Genomic DNA, 24,692 nt, shown 5'->3' on the forward strand with positions numbered 1-24,692 from the left:
AAAGGGGCTTGGCTGGCTCGTTATGCTCGCAGTATGACAAATAGCAAGCAGAAAACATATAACATTGCAGTCATTGCCGGTGACGGCATCGGCAAAGAGATCGTTCCCCAAGCTCAGGCCGTCTTGGAAAAGGTTACCCGGGGCAAGGTTGACATACGCTACGAGGACTTCGACCTGGGCGCTGAGCGATACCTGCGCGATGGAGCCATTCTGCCCGATGAGGATCTGGACCGGCTCAAGCGGCAGGATGCCATCCTCCTGGGGGCCATCGGCGACCCCCGCATCAAGGCCGGCATCCTGGAACGGGGGCTGCTGCTCAAAATGCGTTTCGAACTGGACCAGTATGTCAATCTTCGGCCTTCCAAGCTCTACAAGGGCGTGGTGTCGCCCCTGGCCAATCCGGGCAACATCGACTTCGTGGTCGTGCGGGAGGGCACCGAGGGGCTCTACGCCGGGGCCGGCGGCTCCATTCGCCGGGGCACTCCCCAGGAGGTGGCCACCGAGGTCTCCATCAACACTGCTTACGGGGCGGAACGGGTCATCCGCTACGCCTTTCAGCTGGCCATGAAGCGTCGCCGCCGCCTGACCCTGGTCCACAAGAAGAACGTACTGACCAATGCGGGAGACATGTGGCAGCGGCTGGTCGACCAGGTGGGCCAGGAGTACCCCGATGTGGAGCGAGAATACCTGCACATCGATGCCTCCACCATATTCATGGTGACCGAGCCCAGTCGCTTCGACGTGATCGTGACCGACAACCTCTTCGGCGACATCCTTACGGACGAGGCGGGAGCTGTGGTAGGAGGCGTGGGTTACTCGGCCTCCGGCTGCATCAATGCCTCGGGCACCTACCCATCCATGTTCGAGCCCATCCACGGGTCCGCTCCTGACATCGCCGGCAAGGGGATTGCCAACCCTACGGCGGCCATTCTTTCGGCGGGAATGCTCCTGAATCATCTGGGCTTCGAGGACGAGGCGGCCAGCATTGAGCGGGCCGTGGAGGACGACATCGAGCGCTCCGGCTCCGCCCAGAGGAGCACCGAGCAGATCGGCAGGGATATTCTGGCCCGTCTATGATCGGGCTGGTTGGCGGCTAGACTGGGGGGCATGACTATGGATGACGCCCCCCAGCCGGACAACCGGCAGTCCAGTGATACGCCGACAGGGAATCCTGGCTTCGGCCCCTCTCCATTCCCGCAGGTACCGCCCGAACACCGGGGGCCTGCCGGTGGGGATGCCCCTGTCGGAGCAGCGCAGCCGGACCAGTCCGGTTCAGACGCAGTCGAGGGGCAGCGACAGGCTCCGGGCTATACCGCCGGCCATAATGCTGGCAGCGGGAATCAGAATCCCTATCAGACCGGTCGGTATCCCTCCGGACAGAACCCCTATGGCGGGTATCCGACGGGGCAGAGAGACAGTGCCGGATACCCGTTTGCCCCTCAGAATTGCGGCCAATATCCTGGGGCCTACCAGGCAGGGCCCTACCGGCCTAATCAGTATCCGACCGCCGGTTATCCAGCTGGTCAGCAATATCCTGCTGGGCAGTATTCCGGTGGCTGGTATCCTGGCGGGCAGTATCTTGGCGGTCAGAATCCACAAAGGCCCTATCAGCCCGGACCGGGCTATCCCGGCCAGTACCCAGCTGGCCAATACCCCCAGGGTGGGCATCCGGGCAATCAGTATCCTGGCAGGCAGTATCCGCCGCAGACCTCCATGCCCTGGCCCTACCCGGGCATGCCCCAAGGCGGTTACCCCGGTGTTATGTCCAACGGCAGGGGCCCCTATCCCATATCGCCCACCCCGCACAGCAAGCTGGCAGCCGGTCTGCTCAGCATCTTCCTGGGCTGCTTCGGCGTGGGCAACTTCTACCTGGGCAGGACCGGCCGGGGCGTGGCCCAGCTCATGCTCACCCTGATCGGCTTCCTCTTCTTCTTCATTGGACCGACCATCGCCATAATCTGGGGACTTATCGAAGGCATCCTGATTCTGACATCCTCGGCCGGCTCCTTCTGGCATCGTGACGCTCGCGGATGGGAGCTGACGGATTGAATCCGGCTCGTCTGCGTGGTGTCGGCAAGCAGACGAGCGGCAAACTGGCGGCCGTAACCCTGACCTTGGGCCGGGGATCCGACTCTCGTCCGTTCATCGCCTCATGCAGGATTGACGGCGACTTCTTCACGGAGCCAGCCCCGGCAGCCTCTCAAGAATCCGAGGGAGATCATGGGCCGGTATCCATGCTGGAATCCGCAATATGCGACCTCCCGTTGCCCTTGGACCATGGTCTGGCTCTGGAAAGGCTGGACAGGGTCATGGCAGAAGGGGATGGCCAACGAGTAGTCGGCGTGTCGCCATGGACCTTGGTGATTGCGTTGGAGCGCGCCCTGCCGGATGGATTAGTCATTCGGGGGCAAGGCGAGTCCGATCAACTGCCGTCACCGCCGGATCGGACCTCCTCCCTGCAGTCGCAGCCGGATGAGGCGGAATGCCGCCATCGTTGGTCTGGCTTGAAGCTGGACCTGATAAGGGACCGTCCACGTCAGCCGGCCATGCAGATGGCCATGGACCAGGCTCTCAATGACGCCGTGGCCCAGGGCCGGTTGCCGCCTACCCTACGCATCTGGAATTGGTCTGCGTCGGCGGTCATCCTGGGGCGCTTCCAGTCCCTGAGCCGGGAGGTTCGCGTCGAGCGGGCGCATAGTTTGGGCTTTACCGTGGTCCGTCGCTGCACAGGCGGTGGCACCATGGTCATTCAGCCTGACCGGGCCATCACCTATTCGCTCTATCTGCCCTTGGACTTCGTCAAAGGGGTCGATCTGATCGACTCCTACCGGATCTGCGACTATTGGCTGGTTCGTGGTCTGCGCATGCAAGGGATCCAGGCCGGCTGGCAGGGTATGAACGACATCGCCTCCTCAAGGGGCAAGATGGGGGGCGCCGCCCAGCGCAGGCTGCCAGCAGGTTCCCGCGGACCGGGCGGGCTGCTCCACCACACCACGCTTTCTTATTCGGCGGATGCCGATCTGATGGCCCAGGTGCTCAAGGTGGACCCGGAAAAATTCCATGACAAGGCCGTGACTTCGGTCAGAAGCCGGGTGGACCCCATCGACAGGCAGACCAGTCTGTCCCGTCAATCCCTGATCAATGCCCTTCTGAACACCCTGCCCTCCCTGGTGGCGGATCTGCGCATATCCAGTCCAGCGCCTGAGGTCGAGCAACGGGCCCGCACTCTGCTCCGGCAGCGCTACGGCCGTCAGGAGTGGACCGCCCAGATCGCGTGATCGGAGGGGGTTGATGTGTGAGTATAATCGTGCTCAGTCGCGTCGAATCCGGCGTGAGGTCATCAACCAGTCGGTGCAGACCCGCCAAATATGGCGAAAAGGAGTGCGGAGTATGGCGGTTCACAAGCCCAACGAGATTCCCGATGACGGGAACGCCCTCAGGCAGACCGCCCTATTCAAACAAGTTCCCAGGCAGGATGCCGACCAGCTTTTGGACACCATGCACGAGTCCACTTACGCCAAGGGGTCCACGATCTTTCGACAGGGCGACACAGACCACCGCATGTATCTGCTGGAGGAGGGCCGGGTCAAGCTGGTCCGGCAGTCGCCCGACCGCCGCATCCAGCTGCTCAGCATCCACGGACGCGGGGAGATCCTGGGCGAGATTCCCGTCTTTGACCCTTCAGGCGGGCCTCGTACCGCATCGGCCGTGGTCATGGTCAACAAGACCAAGGTGGCTGCCCTGGACCATGACGCCCTCTTTGACTGGCTCAACCAGCATCCCAAGGTGGCTGTGGACATGCTTCAGGTGCTGGCCCACCGCCTGCGGACCGACAACGAGCGCATCTCCGACCTGGTCTTCCTGGACGTGCCGGCCCGCCTGGCCAAGACCCTGCTGGATCTGGCCACACGCTTCGGCGAACCCTTCGAGCAGGGGTTGATGGTTCCTTATGACCTGACTCAGGAGGAGCTGGCCCAGCTGGTAGGTGCCTCGCGCGAGACCGTCAACAAGGCCCTGATGGACTTCTCCAACCGGGGATGGATCTCTCGCAAGGGCCGCACCATCATCATTTTCCAGCCCGGGCCGCTGATTCGACGCTCACGCATGTGAGCGCCACTGTTAGGTAGAGCCAACGGCCTAGGATGGAGACCATGCCCGAACAAAAGAAATCCATGTCGGTCAGGCGCTTCTTCACGCTACTGCTGGCTTACCTCATCTTCTGCGTCGCAGGTGGCGTGGTAGTCTCTGGTTTCCTGTTTCCCGCTGTCTTCGGCATCAACGCCGCCTCCAGGAATCTGATGCCTGCCCTGAAGACGGACAACATCGACTTCAACGTGAACGATTTGCCCCAGCAGTCCAGGCTCTACGCCTCCGACGGGCATACGGTCATCGCCACCTTCTATGCGCAGAACAGGATCGTGGTGCCCATCAAGGACGTCTCTGACTACATGCAGAAGGCCGTGGTGGCCCGCGAGGACCGTCGTTTCTTCGAGCATGCCGGCGTGGACACCCAGGGCGTGCTCAGGGCTTTCATCCAGACTTACATCAAACAGGGCGACACCCAGGGCGGATCCTCCCTAACCCAGCAGTATGTCAAGAATGTGCTCATGAGCCAGGCCGAGGAAAACAACGACCCCATCGCCGAGTACCACGCCCAGGAAGAGACCATAGCCCGCAAGATGCGGGAGATGCTGATTGCGGTCCAGATGGAGAAGAAATACTCCAAGGCCGAGATTCTTCAAGGATATTTGAATATAGCTCAGTTCGGCACCAACGTTTACGGGGTCGAGTCGGCGGCCAGGCGCTACTTCAGCAAGTCGGCCAAGGACCTGGATCCGGGTGAAGCTGCCACCATCGCCGCCGTGACCAAGAATCCCGCCCGCTTCGACCCTACCGTCAATGTCAAGGTCTCCCAGGAGCAGCGGGACATCGTCCTGGACCTGATGCGCCAGGAGAACTACATCACCCAGCGCCAGTATGACGAGAACAAGGCCAAGCCTCTGGACCAGATGCTTCACGTGCAGTCGGTCGATGCCGGCTGCCAGGCGGCTGGAGACGCAGCCTTCTTCTGCGATTACGTGACCAAGCAGATCCTCAACTCCAAGGAGTTCGGCAAGAGCCAGGATGAGCGCAACAAGCTCCTGAAGGAGGGCGGCCTGGACATCTACACCACCATGGACGTCAACGCCAACGCCGCAGCCATGAAGGCGGCCCGGGACACCATCCCCGTGGATGATCGAAGCGGCTTCGAGGTCACGATAGCCTCCATTCGTCCGGGCACCGGCGAGGTCCTGGGCTTCGGCATCAACCGGATTTATGATGCCACCCAGAACTCGGGCGGCGGCACACGCACGGCCATCAACTACGCCGTTGATCAGGTCGACGGCGGCGGCTGGGGTTTCCCTGTGGGATCCACCTGGAAGCCCATCAACCTGGTGTCCTGGATGAAGGCCGGCAAGTCCATCAACCAGTCCCTGCGCACCTCCACCAGCTATCCGCAGACCTCCTTCGCCTGCAAGATGGCGGACGGCACCCCCTACGGGTTCGGCACCGGCAGCTGGCATGTGGAGAACTCTGGCGGCGGCACCACATCGCCGGAGACACCCCTGCAGGGTCTGGTACGCTCGCACAACACCACCCAGGCCTCCATGGCCCAGCAGATCGGTCTGTGCACCATAGCCGACACGGCCAAGGACATGGGCTACCACAATTCGCCCAAAGATCAGATGGACATCCACTCGGACAACACCTTCCAGCCGCCTATGGTCATCGGTGCGGTCCAGGCCTCCCCGCTGACCATGGCCAACGTCTACGCCACCATCGCCGCCAAGGGAGTGGCCTGCAGCCCCATAGCCATGACCAAGGTGATCGACAAGAACGGTAAGTCCGTCAAGGTGCCCAAGGCAAACTGCCACCAGGCCATCGATCCGGGCATCGCCGAGACGGCCGCCTATGCACTCAACCAGGGCGTTGTCCAGCCCGGGGGCGAGGCGTCCACGACCCAGCTGGACGGGGGGCGCAAGACTTTCGCCAAGACCGGCACCCACGAGGACAAGTACATGCTGACCGGCGGATTCGTGCCCCAGGTGGCCGCCTTCGTCACCGTGGGCAATGCGGAGGGCCAGGTCTCCTTCACCAACAGGACCATCAACGGGCGGTCCATGCACACCTGGTACGGCATGTATATCGCCACCCCGGCCTGGAAGGACTTCATGAACACCTATCTGGCCGCAGCCAATATCCAGCCGGACAACTCCTATGGCAATCCCGATCCTCGGTTCACCGGCGGGGTCCAGCAGCCTCAACCATCTCAGCAGTCCCAGCAACGGTCCTCGGGCAGACAGCGGCAGACCTACCGTCACAGCCAAGGAGGACAGCAAGGCAACCAGGGGACCAGTCAGGACCAGTCGCAGACGGTGGATTCGCCGGAGGACTAGGGCCTGTGCCTACAATGGAGACCATGAGGGATTCGTCAACGGGCGGACCACGAGGAGTGTGGCCGCCCGCCGAGAGAGGCAGGAACTGATGGTCCAGGAATATCCAGAGCTGGATGACAAGGCCCCTCGGGCCGACAGCCGGGTCAAGGAGGATCAGGCGATGCCGGGGCCGGTGAGCGGCTCTGGCAGGCTGGATGTGTCCAAACCGATCCGGCCCTTTGAGCCGGGTGCCGCCGATGGAAAGAAAAAGGCAGGCAAGGCTGCCAAGCCAATCAAATCAGCCAAGAAGGGCAAGAAAGACAAAAGAGTAAGAAAGGCTGGGAAATCAAAATCAGGCAGAAGGCAGGAGAAGGACCTGCCTGCGCTCTTCCGGCCCATGGAACTGCGCGACCAGCACATCCGCAACAGGATCTGGATGCCGCCAATGGACACCTATTCGGCCCTGCGGCACGACGGGGTTCCCACCAACTTCCACTACCAGCACTATGTGTCCCGGGCCCTGGGCGGCTTCGGAGCCGTCATTGGGGAGGCCACGGCCGTGGACCCCCAGGGGCGGATCTCGCCTTGCGATGTCGGACTGTGGAACGACGAGCAGACCAGGGCCTGGCAGGGCATTGTCCGGGATGTCAAGGCCGCTGGAGCAGTGCCCATCGTCCAGCTCAACCACTCGGGTCGCAAGGGTTCCTCCGGCTGCTCCTCCATGGGCTACATCAACGCCACCGTGCCGGTAGCCGAGGGTGGCTGGCAGCCTGTGGGCCCCAGCCCCATCGCCTTTGGGAGGATGGCGGTCCCGGTCCAGCTCTCGCGGGCTCAGATAGCCTCCATCGTGGCCGACTTCCGCTCCGCTGCTGTGCGAGCCGTTCAGGCCGGCTTCCTGGGAGTGGAGTTGCATGCCGCCCACGGCTACCTGCTCTCCCAATTCCTCGACCCCCTGATCAACCGACGCAGTGACGAGTACGGGGGCGACCTGTCCAACAGAATGCGCCTGCTGATCCAAGTGACCGATGCTGTACGCGAGGTCATTCCCTCGGGCATGCCCCTGCTGGTGCGCATGTCCGCCACCGACTGGGCCACTGGGGGATGGGGTCTGGACGAGACCATACGCACTGCCAAAGTGCTCAAACTGCATGGGGTGGACCTGATTGACGTTTCCACCGGGGGTCTGGTGCCAGGCGTGAAGATTCCGGCCGCTCCCAACTACCAGGTGCCCTTCTCCTACCAGGTGCGCAGCCAGGTGCTGATTCCCACCACGGCGGTGGGGCTGATCACCAAGCCCCGGCAGGCTGATCGGATTGTGCGCAAGGGCCTGGCCGATGCGGTCGAGATCGGTCGAGCCAGCCTGCGCGACCCCTACTGGCCGCTCAGGGCTGCCTACAAGCTGGGGCTGTCTGCCGAGCAGACCCCCTACCCTGAGCCTTACCGGCGCGGGGCCTATGGCATCGCACGCTGAGAGCGGCCATGGGAGTTGTTCGTGGCGGAGCAGGGACCATTGTGGTCATGCCCACCTATCAGGAGGCTGACAACATTGGGGTTACCCTTCCTCAGCTCTTGGACTGCTGCCCCGAGGTCGATGTCCTGGTCGTCGACGACAACTCGCCGGACGGCACCGGCGCCTTGGCCGAGGATATGGCCAAGCGCAATCCTCGCGTGCACGTCATCCATCGGCATGCCCGCCGCGGGCTGGGCCCAGCCTACGTGCAGGGGTTCCGTTGGTCGTTGGATCAGGGCTATGACCTGATTTGCGAGATGGACATGGACGGTTCCCATCGGCCCCAGGATCTGTCGAGTATGTTGGCTGTGGCGCAAGGTCATGCACATCCGGGCCTGGTCATCGGCTCGCGCCGGGTGCGCGGAGGTCGCACTCGACATTGGCCCTGGTATCGGGATCTGATCTCGCGTGCGGGATCCTGGTATGCCCGCACCGCCCTGGGTTCCTCGGTAAGGGACATGACCGCCGGCCTGCGGGTCTACCGAGCGGACGTGTTGAAGCGGATCGATCTGGGAAGGGTTCGCTCCAGTGGATACGTCTTCCAGGTGGATATGCTGCGTCGAGTCCAGGCCGTGGGCGTTAGCGTCGTCGAAGTGCCTATAGTCTTCGTGGAGCGGGTTCGCGGCAGCTCGAAGATGGATGCCGGGATCGTGCTGGAGGCCATGGCCCAGGTGACCCTGTGGGGACTTGAACGGTTGACCCGCCGAAAATGACATTGGCTCGCATTTGTGTTCGTTTTCATAAGCGACCTTGCAGGGCTTGTTGAAGTCTTCGAGTACGAATTACGCTTTGAAAAAGGGATTCCTGCAAGAGCTCAGGCGGGCCTCAGATGTGTCTAAGAGTGGTCCAAGCGTCGAAGGAATGTCGATTTTACGACCCTGCTTTGTGGCGGCGACCATAGTCCGATAGCCGGCTTGCCAATTTGGGCGAATGTGTGCGATAATGTTCGAATGATATCGTCACAACGCCAACACTTGATATTGAACCGGTTGCGTACTCGTGGCGCAGTCCGTATCACCGCCCTCTCCAAGGAGCTGGGCGTCTCCGCCATGACCATCCGCCGTGACATTGCCGACCTGGCGGACAAGGGCCTGCTCAAGAGGGTCCACGGAGGGGCCGTCACCACCAGCTCGCTTCTGGCTGAGCCGCTCTTCTCGGTCAAGTCGCAGATGGACATGGGTCTCAAGGACACTATCGCCCGTCGCGCCATCGACTATGTCTCCCCGGGCGACGTCATCGCCATCGGGGGCGGAACCACGGCCTATGTCTTTGCCCAGCACCTGCTGGAGAGTCGTCAGTGCGCGGGCGTGACCCTGCTGACCAATTCCATCCCCGTGGCCGAACTGGTACAGGCCATGGAGAGCAAAGATGTGGAGGTCATAGTCACCGGTGGGGTCATCACCCGGTCCAACTCCCTGGTAGGTCCCATCGCGGACAAGGTCATCGCCTCTCTGCGGGTCAACACGGTCTTCCTTGGGACCCACTCGGTCTCCATACCACGTGGCTTCCTGATGCCCAACTCCCTGGAGGCGGCCACGGATATGGCCCTGATGGACATCGCCGACCGGACCATCATCCTGACCGACCACACCAAGTGGAGCTGCACCTCCCTGTCCCTGTTCGCCTCCTTCGACCAGGTGGACACCGTCATTACCGACGACCAGCTGGACCAGGAGTCGGCCGAGGCCACCCGGTCCCTGGTCAAGCGGCTGGTTTTGGTGCCGGTCAACCCTGAGGAAGGCCAGGCTCAAGACGGGTCCTCCGACGGGTCTGAAGCCCAGGTTCAATGAACGATCAGTCACTCAGGGCGCGCAGGTTGTCATAGCGGGTTGCCATGGATTGTCAATCATCACGGACGATGAAGGAGCAGCATGAAGTCAGAGCAGTATGTCCCCCAACGGTATGTTCCCGGCGACTATGCCAGGGAGCACATCCGCATCACCCCCACCAGGCTGGCCGACGGACGCCGATTCTTCTACCTGGACGATGACCCCGAGTACGTCTCCGGCAGCAGGACCAGGCGTCTGGACGATCCTCGTCCGCTGACCGACCGGTTCGCCCCGCACCAGGATCAGGAGGGCAGGACGGTGCCCTTCCAGCCGCCGCAGATGCGCCGGGACCCTCTGACCGGAGACTGGATCCCCATGGCCACAGCCCGGATGAACCGGCCCATCACCGCTGGCCCCCAGGCCACCGCCAAGGGCAACCCCCTGGCTGCCAGAAAGCCGGGAGACCCCTACCAGGATGGGGAGATCCCCGATGTGGACTACAACGTGGCGGTCTTCGAGAACCGTTTCCCCTCCATGATGCAGGTGCCCAATACTCGGGCGGCCGACCAGGCCTCCTTGGTGGACGGCAACCCACTCTGGCCGGTGCGCGAGGCCAACGGACGCTGCGAGGTAGTTTGCTTCGACCCTGACGAACACGCGCTCCCTGCCGATCTGCCGGTCTCCCGTCTGCGGACGGTGGTGGAGGCCTGGGCCTTCCGCACTGCGGAAATCTCGACCATGGAGGGCATCGAACAGATCTTCCCATTCGAGAACCACGGCCAGGAGATCGGCGTCTCCCTAGCTCACCCCCACGGACAGATTTACTGCTATCCCTTCATTGCCCCACGGCTGGAGCAGGAGCTAAGGCAGTGCGCCGACTACAAGGAGCGCACCGGAGGCAACCTTCTGGCAGACATTCTCAAGGCTGAGCTGGACTCTGGCCGACGTGTCGTCTTCCGCAACGCCACTTGGGTGGCCTATGTGCCCGCCGCTGCCCGCTGGCCCTTGGAAGTCCACGTGGCCCCCGTCCGCGATGGAATCCTGAGTCTGGACCAGCTCAACGACCAGGAGCGCTGGGACCTGGCCGTCATGTATTCCACACTGCTCAAGCGGGGCAACGCCTTCTTCGACAAGGGCGACGGCAGGGGGATGGATCTGCCCTACATCGCCGCCTGGCACCAAGCCCCGCTGCACGATCCGCGGCGTGAGGACTACCGGCTCAACCTGCAGTTCTTCTCCTTCCGCCGTGCCGTGGACAAAATCAAGTATCTTGCCGGGTCCGAGTCAGGCATGGCTGCCTGGGTGTCGGACACCACCCCCGAGCGAATCGCCGACCGTTTCCGCCAGCTGGGGCCCCTGGATCTGGAGAATGGAGAGAATCAATGACGACGACAGTGGAATTCATACACGCCTGGACCCAGGGCGCTGACGGCCAAGGGGCCACCAAGGCCCGTGGGCTCTTCCAAAAGGTCTATGGCGAGAATCCCCAGGGCGTCTGGAGCGCCCCTGGCCGAGTCAATCTGATCGGCGAGCACACGGATTACAACGCCGGGCTCTGTCTGCCCATAGCCCTGCCCACCCGCACCTATGTGGCCGTCAGCCCCAGGACAGACAGCCGGGTCCGACTGGTCTCCACCATGGATCCGGAGCATCCGGTCCAGGCTGACATGGATGGGCTTCAGGCCCGGGGAGTGAGCGGCTGGGCGGCCTATCCGGTAGGCGTGGCCTGGGCCCTGCAGCGGGATGGCTTCCCCCAGGTTCAAGGGTTCGATCTGGCCCTGGCATCCTGCGTGCCGGTGGGGTCCGGGTTGAGCTCTTCGGCGGCCATGACCTGTGCAGTAGCCCTGGCCTTGGATGACCTCTTCGGTCTGGGGCTGGGCGGCGACGAGGCTGGCCGGGTCAGGCTGGTCCAGGCCGCCATCACGGCTGAGAACGATATGGCCGGCGCTTCCACCGGGGGCATGGATCAGAGCGCCTCCATGCGGTGTCGATCCGGCTGCGCCCTGCGGCTGGACTGCCGGCCGGAGCTGGATGCCATGAGCAATGTGCGCCAGGTCCTCTTCGACCTGCAGGATGCGGGCCTGGAGCTGCTGGTCGTCGACACCAGGGCCCAGCACCAGCTCAACGATGGCCAATACGAACAGCGGCGGGCCAGCTGCGAACAGGCTGCGCGTCTGCTGGGGGTGCCCAACCTGCGCCAGGTGGCAGACCAGGTCAATGGGGCCGCTGATCCCCCATCCGCCCTGCATGCCCTGCTGGAGCAGCTGCCGGATGAGACCATGCGTCGGCGGGTCCGTCACGTGGTCAGCGAGATAGGACGGGTGGACCGCTTCATCGAGGCTTTCGGCAGGGGCGATCACGTCCTGGCCGGCCGCCTGCTCAACGCCTCCCATGACTCCCTTCGGGACGACTACGAGGTCACCTGCCCGGAGCTGGATGAGGCCGTGGACGCAGCACGCCAGGGCGGGGCCTACGGGGCTCGCATGACCGGCGGCGGGTTCGGCGGATCCATCATCGCCCTGGCTGACGCCGGCAAGGGCTCCGATCTTGCCCGTGACATCGCCGAACGATTCGCCTCCAAAGGATTCAAGGCCCCCAGAGCCTTGATCGCCCTGCCCTCCTCGGCAGCTGCGCGTGAATCCTGAATCCGGACTGCAGGCCTCTACGACCCCCGCTTCTCCCGGCGCTCCTCTAAGCTGGGGGAGCGGGGTCCCGGTTTTCAAGGGGTCCGGTCAAGGGCGAGGTGGATGAGGAGGACGGTCATGGACAAGGCGATCATCACGGTGGTGGGCAAGGATGCTATCGGCATCATCGGCAAGGTCTGCACAGACCTCTCCCAGCAGGGGATCAATGTGCTGGATATTTCGCAGACCATTCTGGATGGCTTCTTCACCATGATGATGATCGTGGACTGCACTGCATGCCGGAATGATTTCGACGCGCTGAGCCAGCGGATGGAATCCCTCGGAGAGGAGATCGGAGTCTCCATCCGCTGTCAGCGCGAGGAGATCTTCACTAGGATGCACCGGGTCTGAGGAGGCAGCCATGATCACACGCGACGAGGTCCTGGAGACCAACGACATGATCGACCGGGAGCGTCTGGACGTGCGCACCATCACCATGGGCATCAGCCTGCTGGATTGTGTGAGCGGGGATGTGGACATGCTCTGCCGGAACATCCATCGCAAGATCGTCTCCCTGGCCGGAGATCTGGTGTCCACTGGGGACTCCATCGCCCGAGAATACGGCATTCCCATCGTCAATAAGCGCATCACCGTCACTCCCATATCTCTGGTGGCCGCCGGCGCCTGCCACTCCGTGGAGGACTATGTAGCCGTGGCTAAGACCCTGGACCGCTCGTCCCAGGAGGTCGGCGTCAACCTGATCGGCGGCTACTCGGCCCTGGTCGGCAAGGGCATGACTCCGGCCGAGCGGCTGCTGATCAAGTCCCTGCCCAGGGCCCTGAGCCAGACGGAACGGGTCTGTGCCAGCGTCAACGTGGGCTCCACCAGAACGGGCATCGACATGGATGCCGTAGCCCTGATGGGCCGGGTCATCAAGGCCACTGCCGAGAGCACCGCCGACTCGGACAGCTCCGGCTGCACCAAGCTGGTGGTCTTCTGCAACGCTCCGGACGACAACCCCTTCATGGCCGGAGGCTTCCACGGGGTCAGCCAGGGGTCGGCCGTCATCAACGTGGGGGTCTCCGGTCCCGGCGTGGTCAAGACCGCCCTGGAGTCAGCCAGGGGTGCGGACTTCGGGCAGCTCTGCGAAACCATCAAGCGTACGGCTTTCAAGATCACCCGGGTGGGCCAGCTGGTGGCCCAGGAGGCCAGCCGCCGACTGGACGTGCCCTTCGGGATCATCGACCTGTCCCTGGCACCCACCCCTGCCGTCGGAGACTCAGTGGGGGAGGTTCTGCGGATCATGGGCCTGGAGCAGGTGGGCGTCCCGGGGACCACTGCTGCCCTGGCCATCCTCAATGATCAGGTCAAGAAGGGCGGCATCATGGCATCTAGCTCGGTGGGCGGGCTGTCAGGGGCCTTCATACCTGTGTCCGAGGATGCCGCCATGATCCAGGCCGCCGAAGAGGGGAGCCTGACCCTGGAGAAGCTTGAGGCCATGACCTGTGTCTGCTCTGTGGGGCTGGACATGATCCCCATCCCCGGGGATACATCTTCTGAGTCCATTGCCGGCCTTATCGCCGACGAGGCGGCCATCGGCATGATCAATCAGAAGACCACTGCCGTCAGGGTCATTCCTGTCGTCGGCAAGCAGGTGGGCGACCGGGCCGAATTCGGCGGGCTCATGGGCGGCGGCCCGGTCCTGCCCGTCAATACCGGCTCCTGTGCTGACTTCGTTAATCGGGGCGGACACATCCCGGCGCCTATTCACAGTTTCAAGAATTGAGCGCGCTCGCGGGGTTCAGCGGCCGCCTTGGAATCCCAGCTGCCGCCAGGCCTCGTAGATGGCTATGGAGGCGCAGTTGGTCAGGTTCAGGCTGCGCAGGCTTGGCCGCATGGGCAGCCTGACCTGTTCGGCCACGTGAGGGCCGGTCATGATGTCCATGGGGTCGGGGATGTCGCCGGGTTCCGGGCCGAATAGGAGGATGTCGTCCGGCCGGTAGCTGACCTGGGTGTAGAGCTTGTCGGCGTGGGCGGTGAAGGCGATGATCCGGCTGTCGGGCATGGAGCGGACCAGGTCGTCGAAGTCCGGGTGCAGTACCACGTGGGCCATGTCATGGTAGTCCAGGCCGGCCCGGCGCAGCTTGGTGTCTTTGAGGTTGAAGCCGAGGGGCTCTATCAGGTGCAGGATGGTGCCGGTCACGGCGCACAGGCGGATGGCTGAGCCGGTGTTTCCGGGGATTCGCGGCGAATAGTAGCACAGGTGGGGCGTGGAGGTTTTCACCCGGTTGGCCTGATCGGCTTTCATCATGGCGTCCACCACCGAGATGGGGTTGCCGTGGGCGTCGGTGACCAGCTCGTCGGGACCATAATTCGATTTGCGGTATCCGTACTCGTACATGCTTTCGATGGCCTTCGACGGGTTTCCGGACTGCTCCTGCCTGTTCATGAGGCCAACCTACCGTCGCCAACCGACAGGCCAGGCAGGGCTGGTCGGCACCGTCGGGCAGAATACGGCGGTTGAATGAGGCAGAATCGGATGGCGAAGGGCGGTGCAACCATGGAGAACGCGGAAACGACTTTGGCGGAGACTGAACCCATCCGCCTGCGGCTGTTCGACTGGTGGAGCCGATACGCCCGCGACCTGCCTTGGCGCTTTGGGCGGACCACGCCCTGGGGGGTCCTGGTCTCCGAGGTCATGAGCCAGCAGACCCAGATGAGCCGGGTGGTGCCCTACTGGACTGCTTGGATGAAAATCTGGCCGGATGCGGCCTCCCTGGCTGCTGCACCCAAGGCCGAGATCATCACAGCTTGGGGCCGGCTGGGCTACCCGCGCCGAGCCCTGCGCCTGCAGGAGTGCGCGCAGCAGGTGGCCGGCCAGTATGCAGACCGCCTGCCTCGTGATTACGACCAGCTGGTGGCCCTGCCGGGCATCGGCGACTACACAGCCAGCGCTGTCATGAGCTTTGCCTACGGCGAGAGGATCGCCGTCATCGACACCAACATCCGCAGGGTGCTCTCTAGGGTCTTTTTGGGGCGCGAATCCACTGGTGGCGCTGCCAGCCGAGAGGAGCGCCAGCTGGCCTGGCAGGTCCTGCCTGAGGATGTCGATGCCGGGGACAGCGGCGCCCAGGAAGATAGTGGTCGTTTGGGACTGGCTGATCCGAAGGTCAGGTCGGCAGCCTGGCGGGAGCCGTCCTCGGCCCGATGGAACCAGGCCGTCATGGAGCTGGGCGCCACAGTCTGCATTGCCCGCAAGCCTGCCTGCGGCATCTGCCCTTTGGCTGGTCACTGCCGCTTTCTCAAGGCCGGACTGCCCGGTCTGGGCGCAGGCAGAACCAGGCCCCGGCAGCGCTTCGCTGGTACCGACCGGCAGGTCCGCGGTGCGATCCTCCGGGCCCTACGGCAGGCTTCGGGCGCGCCCGTCTCAAGGAAGGACCTGGAACCCCTGTGCGAGGACGAAATCCGACTTGATCGGTGCATCGCCTCCCTGGACGAGGACGGTCTTCTGGAGATCGGCCAGGACGGCCGCCTGAGTCTGCCGCAGTGAAGGCCGCCCTGACGATTAGACTGGAGAAGTATGGCCAAGCGAAGCACGAGCGAGAAGAAGCGGCGGATGTACCGTCGCCGGAGGATTGCGGCCGCCCTGTTGGCGGTGCTCTTTCTATTGGTCTGCGCTGGCCTGGTTTGGGGTGTGGGGGCCGGTATCAGAGCCCTGCGGGGAGGCGATGGGGGCCAGGGAGCCTCGACCAGCGCTCAGCAGGGCGTAAAGACCAAATCCAAGGACAAGCAGGATAAGGATCAGAAGAAGGATGCTGGCAAGAAGCGTTTCTCCGGAGCTCCTGACTGCGACAGGGGTGATCTGGCTCTGGAGCTGGCTGCGCCCAATCCCAGCACTCGAGTTGGCGGATCTATCGACTTTGCAGTGACCATCCGTCACAAGGGAACAGGTTCATGCTTGGTTGACGGCTCCAACGGCGGCCGGGTGCTGGTCATCACCAGCGGCGAGGATACCGTTTGGCGTTCCGATGCCTGCCCGGTGGGGGCGCGCACCCTGCTTATAGCCACCGGCGACAAGGACGTACAGACCATAACCTGGCATGCCGACAGGAGCCAGGACAGCTGCCAGCCCGACCAGAAGCTGCCCAGGGTCAAGGCCGGCTCCTACCAGGCCAAGCTGGTGCTCAAGGCTGATTCGCACGTGGTTTCCCAGCCAGTGCCGGTCATGGTCCAATAGCAGCTTTTCCAAGACGACACGCCGATTGCGTCTGGAGTCTTTGTCTGCTATAGTTTTGTCTTTGCATGAGGTGTGTCATATAGCGGGCATGCATCATCGAGGAGATGCCCGCGAATAGGCATATGGCGGCCATTCGGCATCTCCCTGGGGTAACAGGAATGATCGAGTACGGCGAGCGATAAGGAACGTCCATTTTGGCTGCCAATAAAGCTGTAAGTAGTACCACCGCCACGCAGGCACGCGCTGACGAACACGACATCAAACTGCACAAGGCCACCGATCGTGTCAATTTCGGATCCATCCGCGAACCCATCGAGGTGCCCTACCTCCTGGGCGTGCAGACCGATAGCTTCGACTGGCTGGTCGGCAATGACCGCTGGAAGAAGCGGGTCGAAGAGGATCAGGTCAACGGGACCCATACCGTGGCCCCCGTCTCCGGTCTGGATGAGGTCTTCCAGGAGATCTCTCCCATTGAGAACTTTGCCCAGACCATGAGCCTGACCTTCTCGGATCCCTACTTCGAGGAGCCCCGGCACACGGTCCAGGAGTGCAAGGAGAAGGACTACACCTACTCCGCTCCTCTGTACGTGAACGCCGAGTTCGAGAACGGGGACACTGGCGAGATCAAGTCGCAGACCGTCTTCATGGGCGACTTCCCGCTGCAGACACCACACGGCACCTTCATCATCGGCGGCTCGGAGCGCGTCATCGTCTCCCAGCTGGTCCGCTCTCCTGGCGTCTACTTCGACCGCACCCAGGACCGCAACTCCGACAAGGAGATCTTCGGGGCCAAGATCATCCCCAGCCGGGGCGCCTGGCTGGAGTTCGAGATCGACAAGCGCGATGTGCTGGGCGTGCGCGTGGACCGCAAGCGCAAGCAGTCCGCCATCGTCTTCCTTATGGCCATCGGCATGACCAAGCCGCAGATCCGCAAGGCCTTCAAGGGCTATCCGCTGGTCCTGGATGCCCTGGAGAAGGAGACCATCGAGACCCAGGACGAGGCCCTGACCGACCTCTACCGTAAGATCCGGCCTGCGGACACCGCCTCGCCCGAGGCCGGCCGCAACCTGCTGGACTCCTTCTACTTCAACACCAAGCGCTACGACCTGGCCCGGGTCGGCCGCTACAAGATCAACCGCAAGCTTGGGCTTGAGGCCGACTTCAACGACCGCAGCCTGCATCCTGAGGACATCATCGCCACCCTGAAGTACCTGGTGACCCTGCATGCCGGCGGACAGACCTTCCCTGGCCGCCGCGACGGCCAGGACATCGAGCTGCGGGTGGACGTGGACGATATCGACCACTTCGGCAACCGCCGCATCCGTCAGGTGGGCGAGCTGATCCAGAACCAGCTGCGTACCGGTCTGAGCCGTATGGAACGCGTGGTCCGTGAGAGGATGACCACCCAGGACGCGGAGGCCATCACCCCGCAGTCCCTGATCAACATCCGCCCGGTCAACGCCACCATCAAGGAGTTCTTCGGAACCTCCCAGCTCAGCCAGTTCATGGATCAGAACAACCCTCTGGCCGGCGTGACCAACAAGCGTCGTCTCTCGGCCCTGGGCCCCGGCGGCCTGTCCCGCGACCGCGCCTCCATGGAGGTGCGCGATGTGCACCCCTCCCACTACGGACGCATGTGCCCCATCGAGTCTCCTGAAGGCCCCAACATCGGCCTGATCGGCTCCCTGGCCACCTTCGCCCGGGTCAACCCCTTCGGCTTCATCGAGACCCCCTACCGCAAGGTCATTGATGGCCAGGTGACCGACGACGTGGTCTACATGACCGCCGACCAGGAGTCCGAGCACACCATCGCCCAGGCCAACCAGGAGATCGACGAGACTGGGCACTTCGTCGAGGACGAGGCTCTGGTGCGTGACGCCGAGGCCGAGGCCAAGGATGTGCCCGTCTCCCAGGTGGACCTGATGGACGTCTCCCCCCGGCAGATGGTTTCGGTGGGCGCCTCCCTGATCCCCTTCCTGGAGCACGACGAGGGCCACCGGGCACTGATGGGCACCAACATGCAGCGTCAGGCCGTCCCCCTGGTCAAGTCCGAGCGTCCCCTGGTAGGCACCGGCTCCGAGTGGCGCTCCGCCATCGACTCGGGCGATGTCATCCTGGCCGAGAAGCCGGGCGTGGTCACCTACGTCTCCGCCGACATCATCCGTGTCATGAATGACGACGGCACTCAGTCCTCCTACAAGTTGGCCAAGTTCCAGCGGTCCAACCAGACCACCTGCTACAACCAGGTCCCCCTGATCAAGGACGGGGAGCGTGTCGAGGCCGGCACGGTCCTGGCTGACGGCCCCGCCACCGAGAAGGGCGAGATGGCCCTGGGCAAGAACGTCCTGGTGGCCTTCATGCCTTGGAACGGCTACAACTACGAGGACGCCGTCATCATCTCCCAGCGGCTGGTCCAGGATGACACTCTGAGCTCCATCCACATCGAGGAGTACGAGACCGACGCCCGCGAGACCAAGCTGGGCGCCGAGGAGATCACCCGGGACCTGCCCAACGTGGGCGAGGATGCGGTGGCCAACTTGGATGAGCGCGGCATCATCCGCATCGGCGCCGAGGTCGAGGCCGGGGACATCCTGGTCGGCAAGGTCACTCCCAAGGGCGAGACCGAGCTCACTCCCGAGGAGCGGCTTCTGCGGGCCATCTTCGGCGAGAAGAGCCGCGAGGTGCGCGACACCAGCCTGCGGGTGCCCCACGGCGAGACCGGCACGGTCATCGAGGTCAAGGAGGTCACCCGCGAGGATGCTGAGGAGGACGGCGACGAGCTGCCCAACGGCGTCAACCGGATGATCCGGGTCTACATCGCCCAGCACCGCAAGATCACCCAAGGCGACAAGCTCTCGGGCCGTCACGGCAACAAGGGCGTCATCTCGAGGATCCTGCCCGAGGAGGATATGCCCTTCATGGCCGATGGCACCCCCATCGACATCATGCTCAACCCGCTGGGCGTCCCCTCCCGTATGAACCTGGGTCAGGTCCTGGAGCTCCACCTGGGGTGGATCGCGCACTCCGGCTGGGACATCAGCCTGGATCCCGACCTGGAGGCCGAGTGGAAGAAACACATTCCCGCAGGGGCCGAGAAGGCCGACCCTGGCACCACCGTGGCCACCCCGGTCTTCGACGGCGTGCGTCAGGATGCCCTGAACGGTCTGCTCAAGACCACCCTGCCCAACCGTGACGGCGAGCGCCTGGTGGGCGACGACGGCAAGGCCGTGCTCTACGACGGCCGCACCGGCGAGCCCTTCACCAAGCCGATCTCCGTGGGCTACATGTACATGCTCAAGCTCCACCACCTGGTGGACGACAAGATCCACGCCCGGTCCACTGGCCCCTACTCCATGATCACCCAGCAGCCCCTGGGCGGCAAGGCCCAGTTCGGCGGCCAGCGCTTCGGTGAGATGGAGGTCTGGGCCCTGGAGGCCTACGGCGCCGCCTACACCCTGCACGAGATGATGACCACCAAGTCCGACGACGTGGATGGCCGTGTCCGGGCTTACGGAGCCATCGTGCGCGGGGAGAACCTGCCGGCGGCCGGTATCCCCGAATCCTTCAAGGTGCTGCTCAAGGAGATGCAGTCGCTCTCCTTGAACGTTGAGGTGCTCAACGCGGAAGGCAACGTGATCGAGATGAAGGACGAGGACGACGACCCCAGCGCCGCCTCCGACGACTTGGGCTTCAATATCGGAGCCCGTCCGGACGCCGCCGCCAAGGCCGACCAGTCCGCTCCCGAACCGGAGTACCGCTGAATCACCAGTCACAGGGATGCCCGCCTGACGGGCATCCCTCCAAGAGGCAAACTTCAGAGCAGTTACAAGATCAGAGACAGGACACAGAGTGCTGGACGTCAATGCATTTGACAAACTGAGAATCGGACTGGCCACCGCCGACGACATCCGCGGTTGGAGCTATGGCGAGGTCAAGAAGCCTGAGACCATCAATTACCGTACCTTGAAGCCCGAGAAGGACGGCCTGTTCGGCGAGCAGATCTTCGGACCCACCCGCGACTGGGAGTGCGCCTGCGGCAAGTACAAGCGCGTGCGTTTCAAGGGCATCGTTTGCGAGCGTTGCGGCGTGGAGGTCACCCGTTCCCGCGTCCGTCGTGAGCGTATGGGCCATATCGAGTTGGCAGCCCCCGTCACCCACATTTGGTTCTTCAAGGGCGTGCCCTCCCGGCTGGGCTACCTGCTGGACATCGCGCCCAAGGACCTGGAGAAGGTCATCTACTTCGCGGCCTACATGGTCACCAAGGTGGACGAGGAGCAGCGCCACAAGGACCTGCCCGACCTGCAGGACGAGTTCGACAACGAGATCAACCAGCTGGAGAAGAAGCGCGACCTGGAGATCGACAAGCGTGCTAAGAAGCTGGAGGAGGATCTGGCCGAGCTGGAGAAGTCCGACGAGGTCAAAGGCTCTATGAAGGCACGTCTGCGCAACGGTGCCGAGCGGGACATGACCGCCATCCGCAAGCGTTACGACGACCAGATTCAGAGGATCACCGCCGTCTTCGACCGTTTCAAGACCCTGAAGCCCGGCGATATGGAAGGCGACGTGGACCTGTGGCGGGAGATGCAGGACCGCTACGGTGACTACTTCGAGGGCTGCATGGGCGCCGAGGCCATCAAGAAGCGCCTGCAGGACTTCGACCTGGAGGGTGCTGCCAAGCAGCTCCGCCATGAGATCGACACCGGCTCCGGCCAGCGCAAGGCTCGTGCCCTCAAGCGGCTCAAGGTGGTCTCCGCCTTCCTGAACACCGGCAACAAGCCCGAGGCCATGGTCCTGGACGTCGTCCCGGTCATTCCGCCCGACCTGCGCCCCATGGTGCAGCTGGACGGCGGCCGGTTCGCCACCTCCGACCTGAACGACCTCTACCGGCGCGTCATCAACCGCAACAACAGGCTCAAGCGCCTGATCGAGTTGGGCGCTCCCGAGATCATGCTCAACAACGAGAAGCGTATGCTCCAGGAGGCTGTCGACTCCCTCTTCGACAACGGCCGCCGTGGCCGTCCCGTCACCGGAGCTTCCAACCGTCCCCTGAAGTCCCTAGCAGACATGCTCAAGGGCAAGCAGGGCCGCTTCCGTCAGAACCTGCTGGGCAAGCGTGTGGACTACTCCGGCCGTTCCGTGATTGTGGTCGGCCCCTCTCTGCGCATGCACCAGTGCGGCCTGCCCAAGCCCATGGCCCTGGAGCTCTTCAAGCCCTTCGTCATCAAGCGGCTGGTGGACCTCAACTACGCGCAGAACATGAAGAGCGCCAAGCGTCTGGTGGACCGCGGAGACCCAGAGGTCTGGGGTGTGCTGGAAGAGGTCATCTCCGAGCATCCCGTCCTGCTCAACCGTGCGCCTACGCTGCACCGTCTGGGCATCCAGGCCTTCGAGCCCATCCTGGTCGAGGGCAAAGCCATCCACCTGCCCCCGCTGGCTTGCGCGGCCTTCAACGCCGACTTCGACGGCGACCAGATGGCAGTTCACCTGCCCCTGTCGGCCGAGGCCCAGGCGGAGGCCCGCTCTCTGATGCTGGCTTCCGACAACATCCTCAAGCCCGCCGACGGCCACACGGTCACCATGCCTTCCCAGGACATGATTCTGGGTCTGTACTACCTGACCACCGTCGTGGACGGCGCCAAGGGCCAGGGCCGGATCTTCTCCAGCCTGGCTGAGGCTCGGATGGCTCTGGACCTGGGCGAGATCGACATGCAGGCCAAGATCCTGCTGCGTGTGCCCGCCGACTTCGTCATGCCCAAGGACTGGGAACCCGGCGACCTCAAGGTCGTCGACCCCGAGCCCGGCAGCCCCGACGTGGTCAAGGAGGAGGTCTTCAAGGACGGCTCCAGGCTCTTCGCCACCAACTACGGGCGAGTCCTGTTCAACCGGACGTTGCCTGTGGACTACCCCTTCATCAACGAGCAGGTGCCCAAGGGCAAGCTGTCCGGCATCGTGGACGACATCGCCACCCGGTATTCGACCGCACAGGTTGCGGCGACCCTTGATGCCCTGAAGGATCTGGGCTTCACAAGGGCGCAGTGGTCCGGCGTGACCATGGCCTTCTCCGACATCGTGGTGCCGCCCGAGCGCAGCGAGATCGTCAACGAGTACCAGGGGCAGGCTGCCAAGGTCAACTCCCAGTACGATATGGGCCTGCTGACCGACGAGGAGCGCCGTCAGGAGCTGATCAACCTGTGGACCGAGTGCACCGACAAGGTGGCTGACGCCATGCAGGAGCACTTCACTCCGGACAACAACGTGAACATCATGGTTCAGTCGGGGGCGCGAGGCAACTGGATGCAGATCCGCCAGATCGCCGGCATGCGAGGCCTGGTGGCCAACCCCAAGGGCGAGATCATTCCTCGACCTGTCAAGTCCAACTACCACGACGGCCTGTCGGTGCTGGAGTACTTTATCTCCCAGCACGGCGCCCGCAAGGGGCTGGCCGACACCGCATTACGCACCGCCGAATCGGGCTACCTGACCCGTCGTCTGGTCGATGTTTCGCAGGATGTGATCGTGCGCGAAGAGGACTGCGGCACCATGCGCGGTCTGACCATGAAAGTGGCCGAGCGCGACGAGCAGGGCAACCTGGTCCTGGTCAAGGCGGCCGACGGCGGTCCTTACTCCCGCCTCCTGGCGGCCGATGTCATCGACCCCAAGGACGGCAAGACCGTGCTTTACAAGCGCGGCGACGCCATGTCCATGGATGTCCTGCGCGACATGGTCGCCCACGGCGTTGAGGAGGTCAAGGCCCGCTCGGTCCTGACCTGCGAGTCCACCCGCGGGGTGTGCGCCAAGTGCTACGGCTGGTCCCTGGCCACCAACAAGCTGGTGGATGTGGGCGAGGCCGTGGGCATCGTGGCCGCCCAGTCCATCGGCGAGCCCGGCACCCAGCTGACGCTGCGTTCCTTCCACTCGGGCGGTGTGGCTTCGGCCTCCGACATCACCCAGGGTCTTCCCCGTGTCACCGAGCTCTTCGAGGCCCGTACCCCCAAGGGCGAGGCGCCCATCGCGGAGTTCCCTGGAACCGTCAAGGTGGAGGATACCGACCGCGGCCGTCAGGTGACACTGACTCCTGACGACACCTCTGTGGAGGCGCTGACCTATCCGGTCACCCGCCGCGCGCCCATGATGGTCAAGGACGGACAGCATGTCGAGGCCGGCACCCAGTTGATCGAGGGGTCCGTGGATCCCAAGAAGATCCTGCGCATCCTCGGCCCGCGCGCCGCCCAGGTGAACATCGTCAACGAAGTGCACACGGTCTATCGCTCCCAGGGCGTGGATATCCACGACAAGCACATCGAGGTCATCGTCCACCAGATGCTCCGTCGCGTCACGGTCATCGACTCGGGCGACACCGACCTGCTGCCTGGCGAGCTGGTCGACCAGGCCAAGTTCAAGGCCGCCAACATGAAGGCCGTCAAGGCCGGTGGCAAGCCGGCTGCGGGGCGCCCCGAGCTCATGGGCATCACCAAGGCCTCCCTGGCCACCGACTCCTGGCTGTCGGCTGCCTCCTTCCAGGAGACGACCCGCGTGCTTACCGAGGCGGCCCTGAATCAGAAGGTCGACGATCTGAAGGGTCTCAAGGAGAACGTGATCATCGGCAAGCTGATCCCTGCCGGCACTGGCCTGGCCAGGTACCGCAACGCCACCGTGGAGCCCGACAAGGCCATCCGCGACACCATCTACCCCAACTTCGGCCTGGGTGGCAGCGATGTGGATTTGAGCGACGCCGACCTGAACGATGTGGACTTCTCCAACATCGACTTCGGGGACCTGAAACTGGGCGACGACTTCAACCCGGACGATTTCCTCAACGACCAGGGCGGCCAGAGCCATCTGGACACCCCCAACGGCAACGTATCAGCCAAGGACAGCACAGACGAGTCCCTGAAGCAGTCCGGCGCTGATCAGACCGTCTCGCAGAAGGGCTCCGCCACGGGTGGCCAGGGAGCTGCGGCCACTTTCTCCTCCGCGGATCAGGATTCAGGCCAGTGATTCATTGAGCTGATCGATCCGGTCAAAACGCAGGATCGCATAAGGGCCTCGTCCGGCGACAAGTCGGCCGAGGCCCCTTTCTTCGTTATGGTCCCGCCTTGTCATGGCTCCGCTGCGGCGGCTTCTGTGACAAACAGG

At 63.6% G+C, this 24,692-nt stretch carries 17 protein-coding genes; 16 read left to right on the top strand and 1 reads right to left on the bottom strand.

Going from position 1 to position 24,692, the window contains the following annotated elements:
* Positions 1–33: 33 nt before the first annotated feature.
* The 12 genes from GYM67_RS02135 (at position 34) to GYM67_RS02190 (ending at position 14,105) form a co-directional block, all read left to right on the top strand.
* Positions 34–1,077, top strand: a complete 1,044-nt coding sequence (locus GYM67_RS02135) for a 3-isopropylmalate dehydrogenase (protein WP_220236914.1) — start codon at positions 34–36, stop codon at positions 1,075–1,077.
* 30 nt (positions 1,078–1,107) lie between these two features.
* On the top strand, positions 1,108–2,049 hold the full coding sequence (locus GYM67_RS02140) for a TM2 domain-containing protein (RefSeq protein WP_258561551.1): 942 nt from the start codon (positions 1,108–1,110) through the stop codon (positions 2,047–2,049).
* Positions 2,031–3,278: a lipoate--protein ligase family protein gene (locus tag GYM67_RS02145; RefSeq protein ID WP_220236915.1), complete on the top strand. Its 1,248-nt coding sequence runs from the start codon at positions 2,031–2,033 to the stop codon at positions 3,276–3,278. Before GYM67_RS02140 ends, GYM67_RS02145 begins: the two co-directional genes overlap by 19 nt.
* A gap of 112 nt (positions 3,279–3,390) precedes the next feature.
* Positions 3,391–4,110 carry a Crp/Fnr family transcriptional regulator gene (locus GYM67_RS02150; protein ID WP_220236916.1) on the top strand — a complete coding sequence of 240 codons (720 nt, stop codon included), beginning with the start codon at positions 3,391–3,393 and terminating at the stop codon, positions 4,108–4,110.
* Positions 4,111–4,151: 41 nt separating this feature from the next.
* Complete coding sequence (locus GYM67_RS02155) at positions 4,152–6,437, top strand: transglycosylase domain-containing protein (RefSeq protein ID WP_258561552.1); 2,286 nt, start codon at positions 4,152–4,154, stop codon at positions 6,435–6,437.
* Between the two features lie 88 nt (positions 6,438–6,525).
* Entirely contained in the window at positions 6,526–7,887 is a 1,362-nt protein-coding gene (locus GYM67_RS02160) for an NADH:flavin oxidoreductase/NADH oxidase (protein ID WP_220236917.1), read from the top strand.
* Between the two features lie 8 nt (positions 7,888–7,895).
* On the top strand, positions 7,896–8,639 hold the full coding sequence (locus GYM67_RS02165; protein WP_220236918.1) for a polyprenol monophosphomannose synthase: 744 nt from the start codon (positions 7,896–7,898) through the stop codon (positions 8,637–8,639).
* Between the two features lie 219 nt (positions 8,640–8,858).
* A complete protein-coding gene (locus tag GYM67_RS02170; protein ID WP_220236919.1) occupies positions 8,859–9,716 on the top strand; it encodes a DeoR/GlpR family DNA-binding transcription regulator in 858 nt (285 codons plus the stop codon).
* Positions 9,717–9,797: 81 nt separating this feature from the next.
* Positions 9,798–11,081 carry a galactose-1-phosphate uridylyltransferase gene (galT, locus tag GYM67_RS02175; RefSeq protein ID WP_220236920.1) on the top strand — a complete coding sequence of 428 codons (1,284 nt, stop codon included), beginning with the start codon at positions 9,798–9,800 and terminating at the stop codon, positions 11,079–11,081.
* A complete protein-coding gene (gene galK, locus GYM67_RS02180) occupies positions 11,078–12,340 on the top strand; it encodes a galactokinase (RefSeq protein WP_220236921.1) in 1,263 nt (420 codons plus the stop codon). The genes galT and galK overlap by 4 nt, the downstream gene beginning before the upstream one ends.
* A gap of 117 nt (positions 12,341–12,457) precedes the next feature.
* Complete coding sequence (locus tag GYM67_RS02185) at positions 12,458–12,730, top strand: ACT domain-containing protein (RefSeq protein ID WP_220236922.1); 273 nt, start codon at positions 12,458–12,460, stop codon at positions 12,728–12,730.
* Between the two features lie 10 nt (positions 12,731–12,740).
* Complete coding sequence (locus tag GYM67_RS02190; protein ID WP_220236923.1) at positions 12,741–14,105, top strand: PFL family protein; 1,365 nt, start codon at positions 12,741–12,743, stop codon at positions 14,103–14,105.
* Positions 14,106–14,120: 15 nt separating this feature from the next.
* On the opposite strand, the gene GYM67_RS02195 is transcribed toward GYM67_RS02190, so the two are convergent.
* Positions 14,121–14,768, bottom strand: a complete 648-nt coding sequence (locus GYM67_RS02195; RefSeq protein ID WP_220236924.1) for a tRNA (cytidine(34)-2'-O)-methyltransferase — start codon at positions 14,766–14,768, stop codon at positions 14,121–14,123.
* A 90-nt stretch (positions 14,769–14,858) separates the two neighbouring features.
* On the opposite strand from GYM67_RS02195, the gene GYM67_RS02200 reads away from it, so the two are divergent.
* The 4 genes from GYM67_RS02200 to GYM67_RS02215 all read left to right on the top strand — a co-directional run bounded on the left by GYM67_RS02200 (position 14,859) and on the right by GYM67_RS02215 (position 24,554).
* On the top strand, positions 14,859–15,869 hold the full coding sequence (locus GYM67_RS02200) for an HhH-GPD family protein (RefSeq protein WP_258561553.1): 1,011 nt from the start codon (positions 14,859–14,861) through the stop codon (positions 15,867–15,869).
* Positions 15,870–15,899: 30 nt separating this feature from the next.
* A complete protein-coding gene (locus GYM67_RS02205; protein WP_220236925.1) occupies positions 15,900–16,556 on the top strand; it encodes a hypothetical protein in 657 nt (218 codons plus the stop codon).
* Positions 16,557–16,750: 194 nt separating this feature from the next.
* The gene (gene rpoB, locus GYM67_RS02210) at positions 16,751–20,317 is read left to right on the top strand and encodes a DNA-directed RNA polymerase subunit beta (RefSeq protein ID WP_220236926.1); all 3,567 of its coding nucleotides are present in this window, start codon (positions 16,751–16,753) and stop codon (positions 20,315–20,317) included.
* Positions 20,318–20,405: 88 nt separating this feature from the next.
* The gene (locus GYM67_RS02215) at positions 20,406–24,554 is read left to right on the top strand and encodes a DNA-directed RNA polymerase subunit beta' (protein ID WP_220236927.1); all 4,149 of its coding nucleotides are present in this window, start codon (positions 20,406–20,408) and stop codon (positions 24,552–24,554) included.
* The last annotated feature ends 138 nt before the right edge of the window (positions 24,555–24,692 follow it).

Source organism: Bifidobacterium asteroides (genome assembly GCF_019469425.1).
GTDB lineage: Bacteria > Actinomycetota > Actinomycetes > Actinomycetales > Bifidobacteriaceae > Bombiscardovia > Bombiscardovia asteroides_I.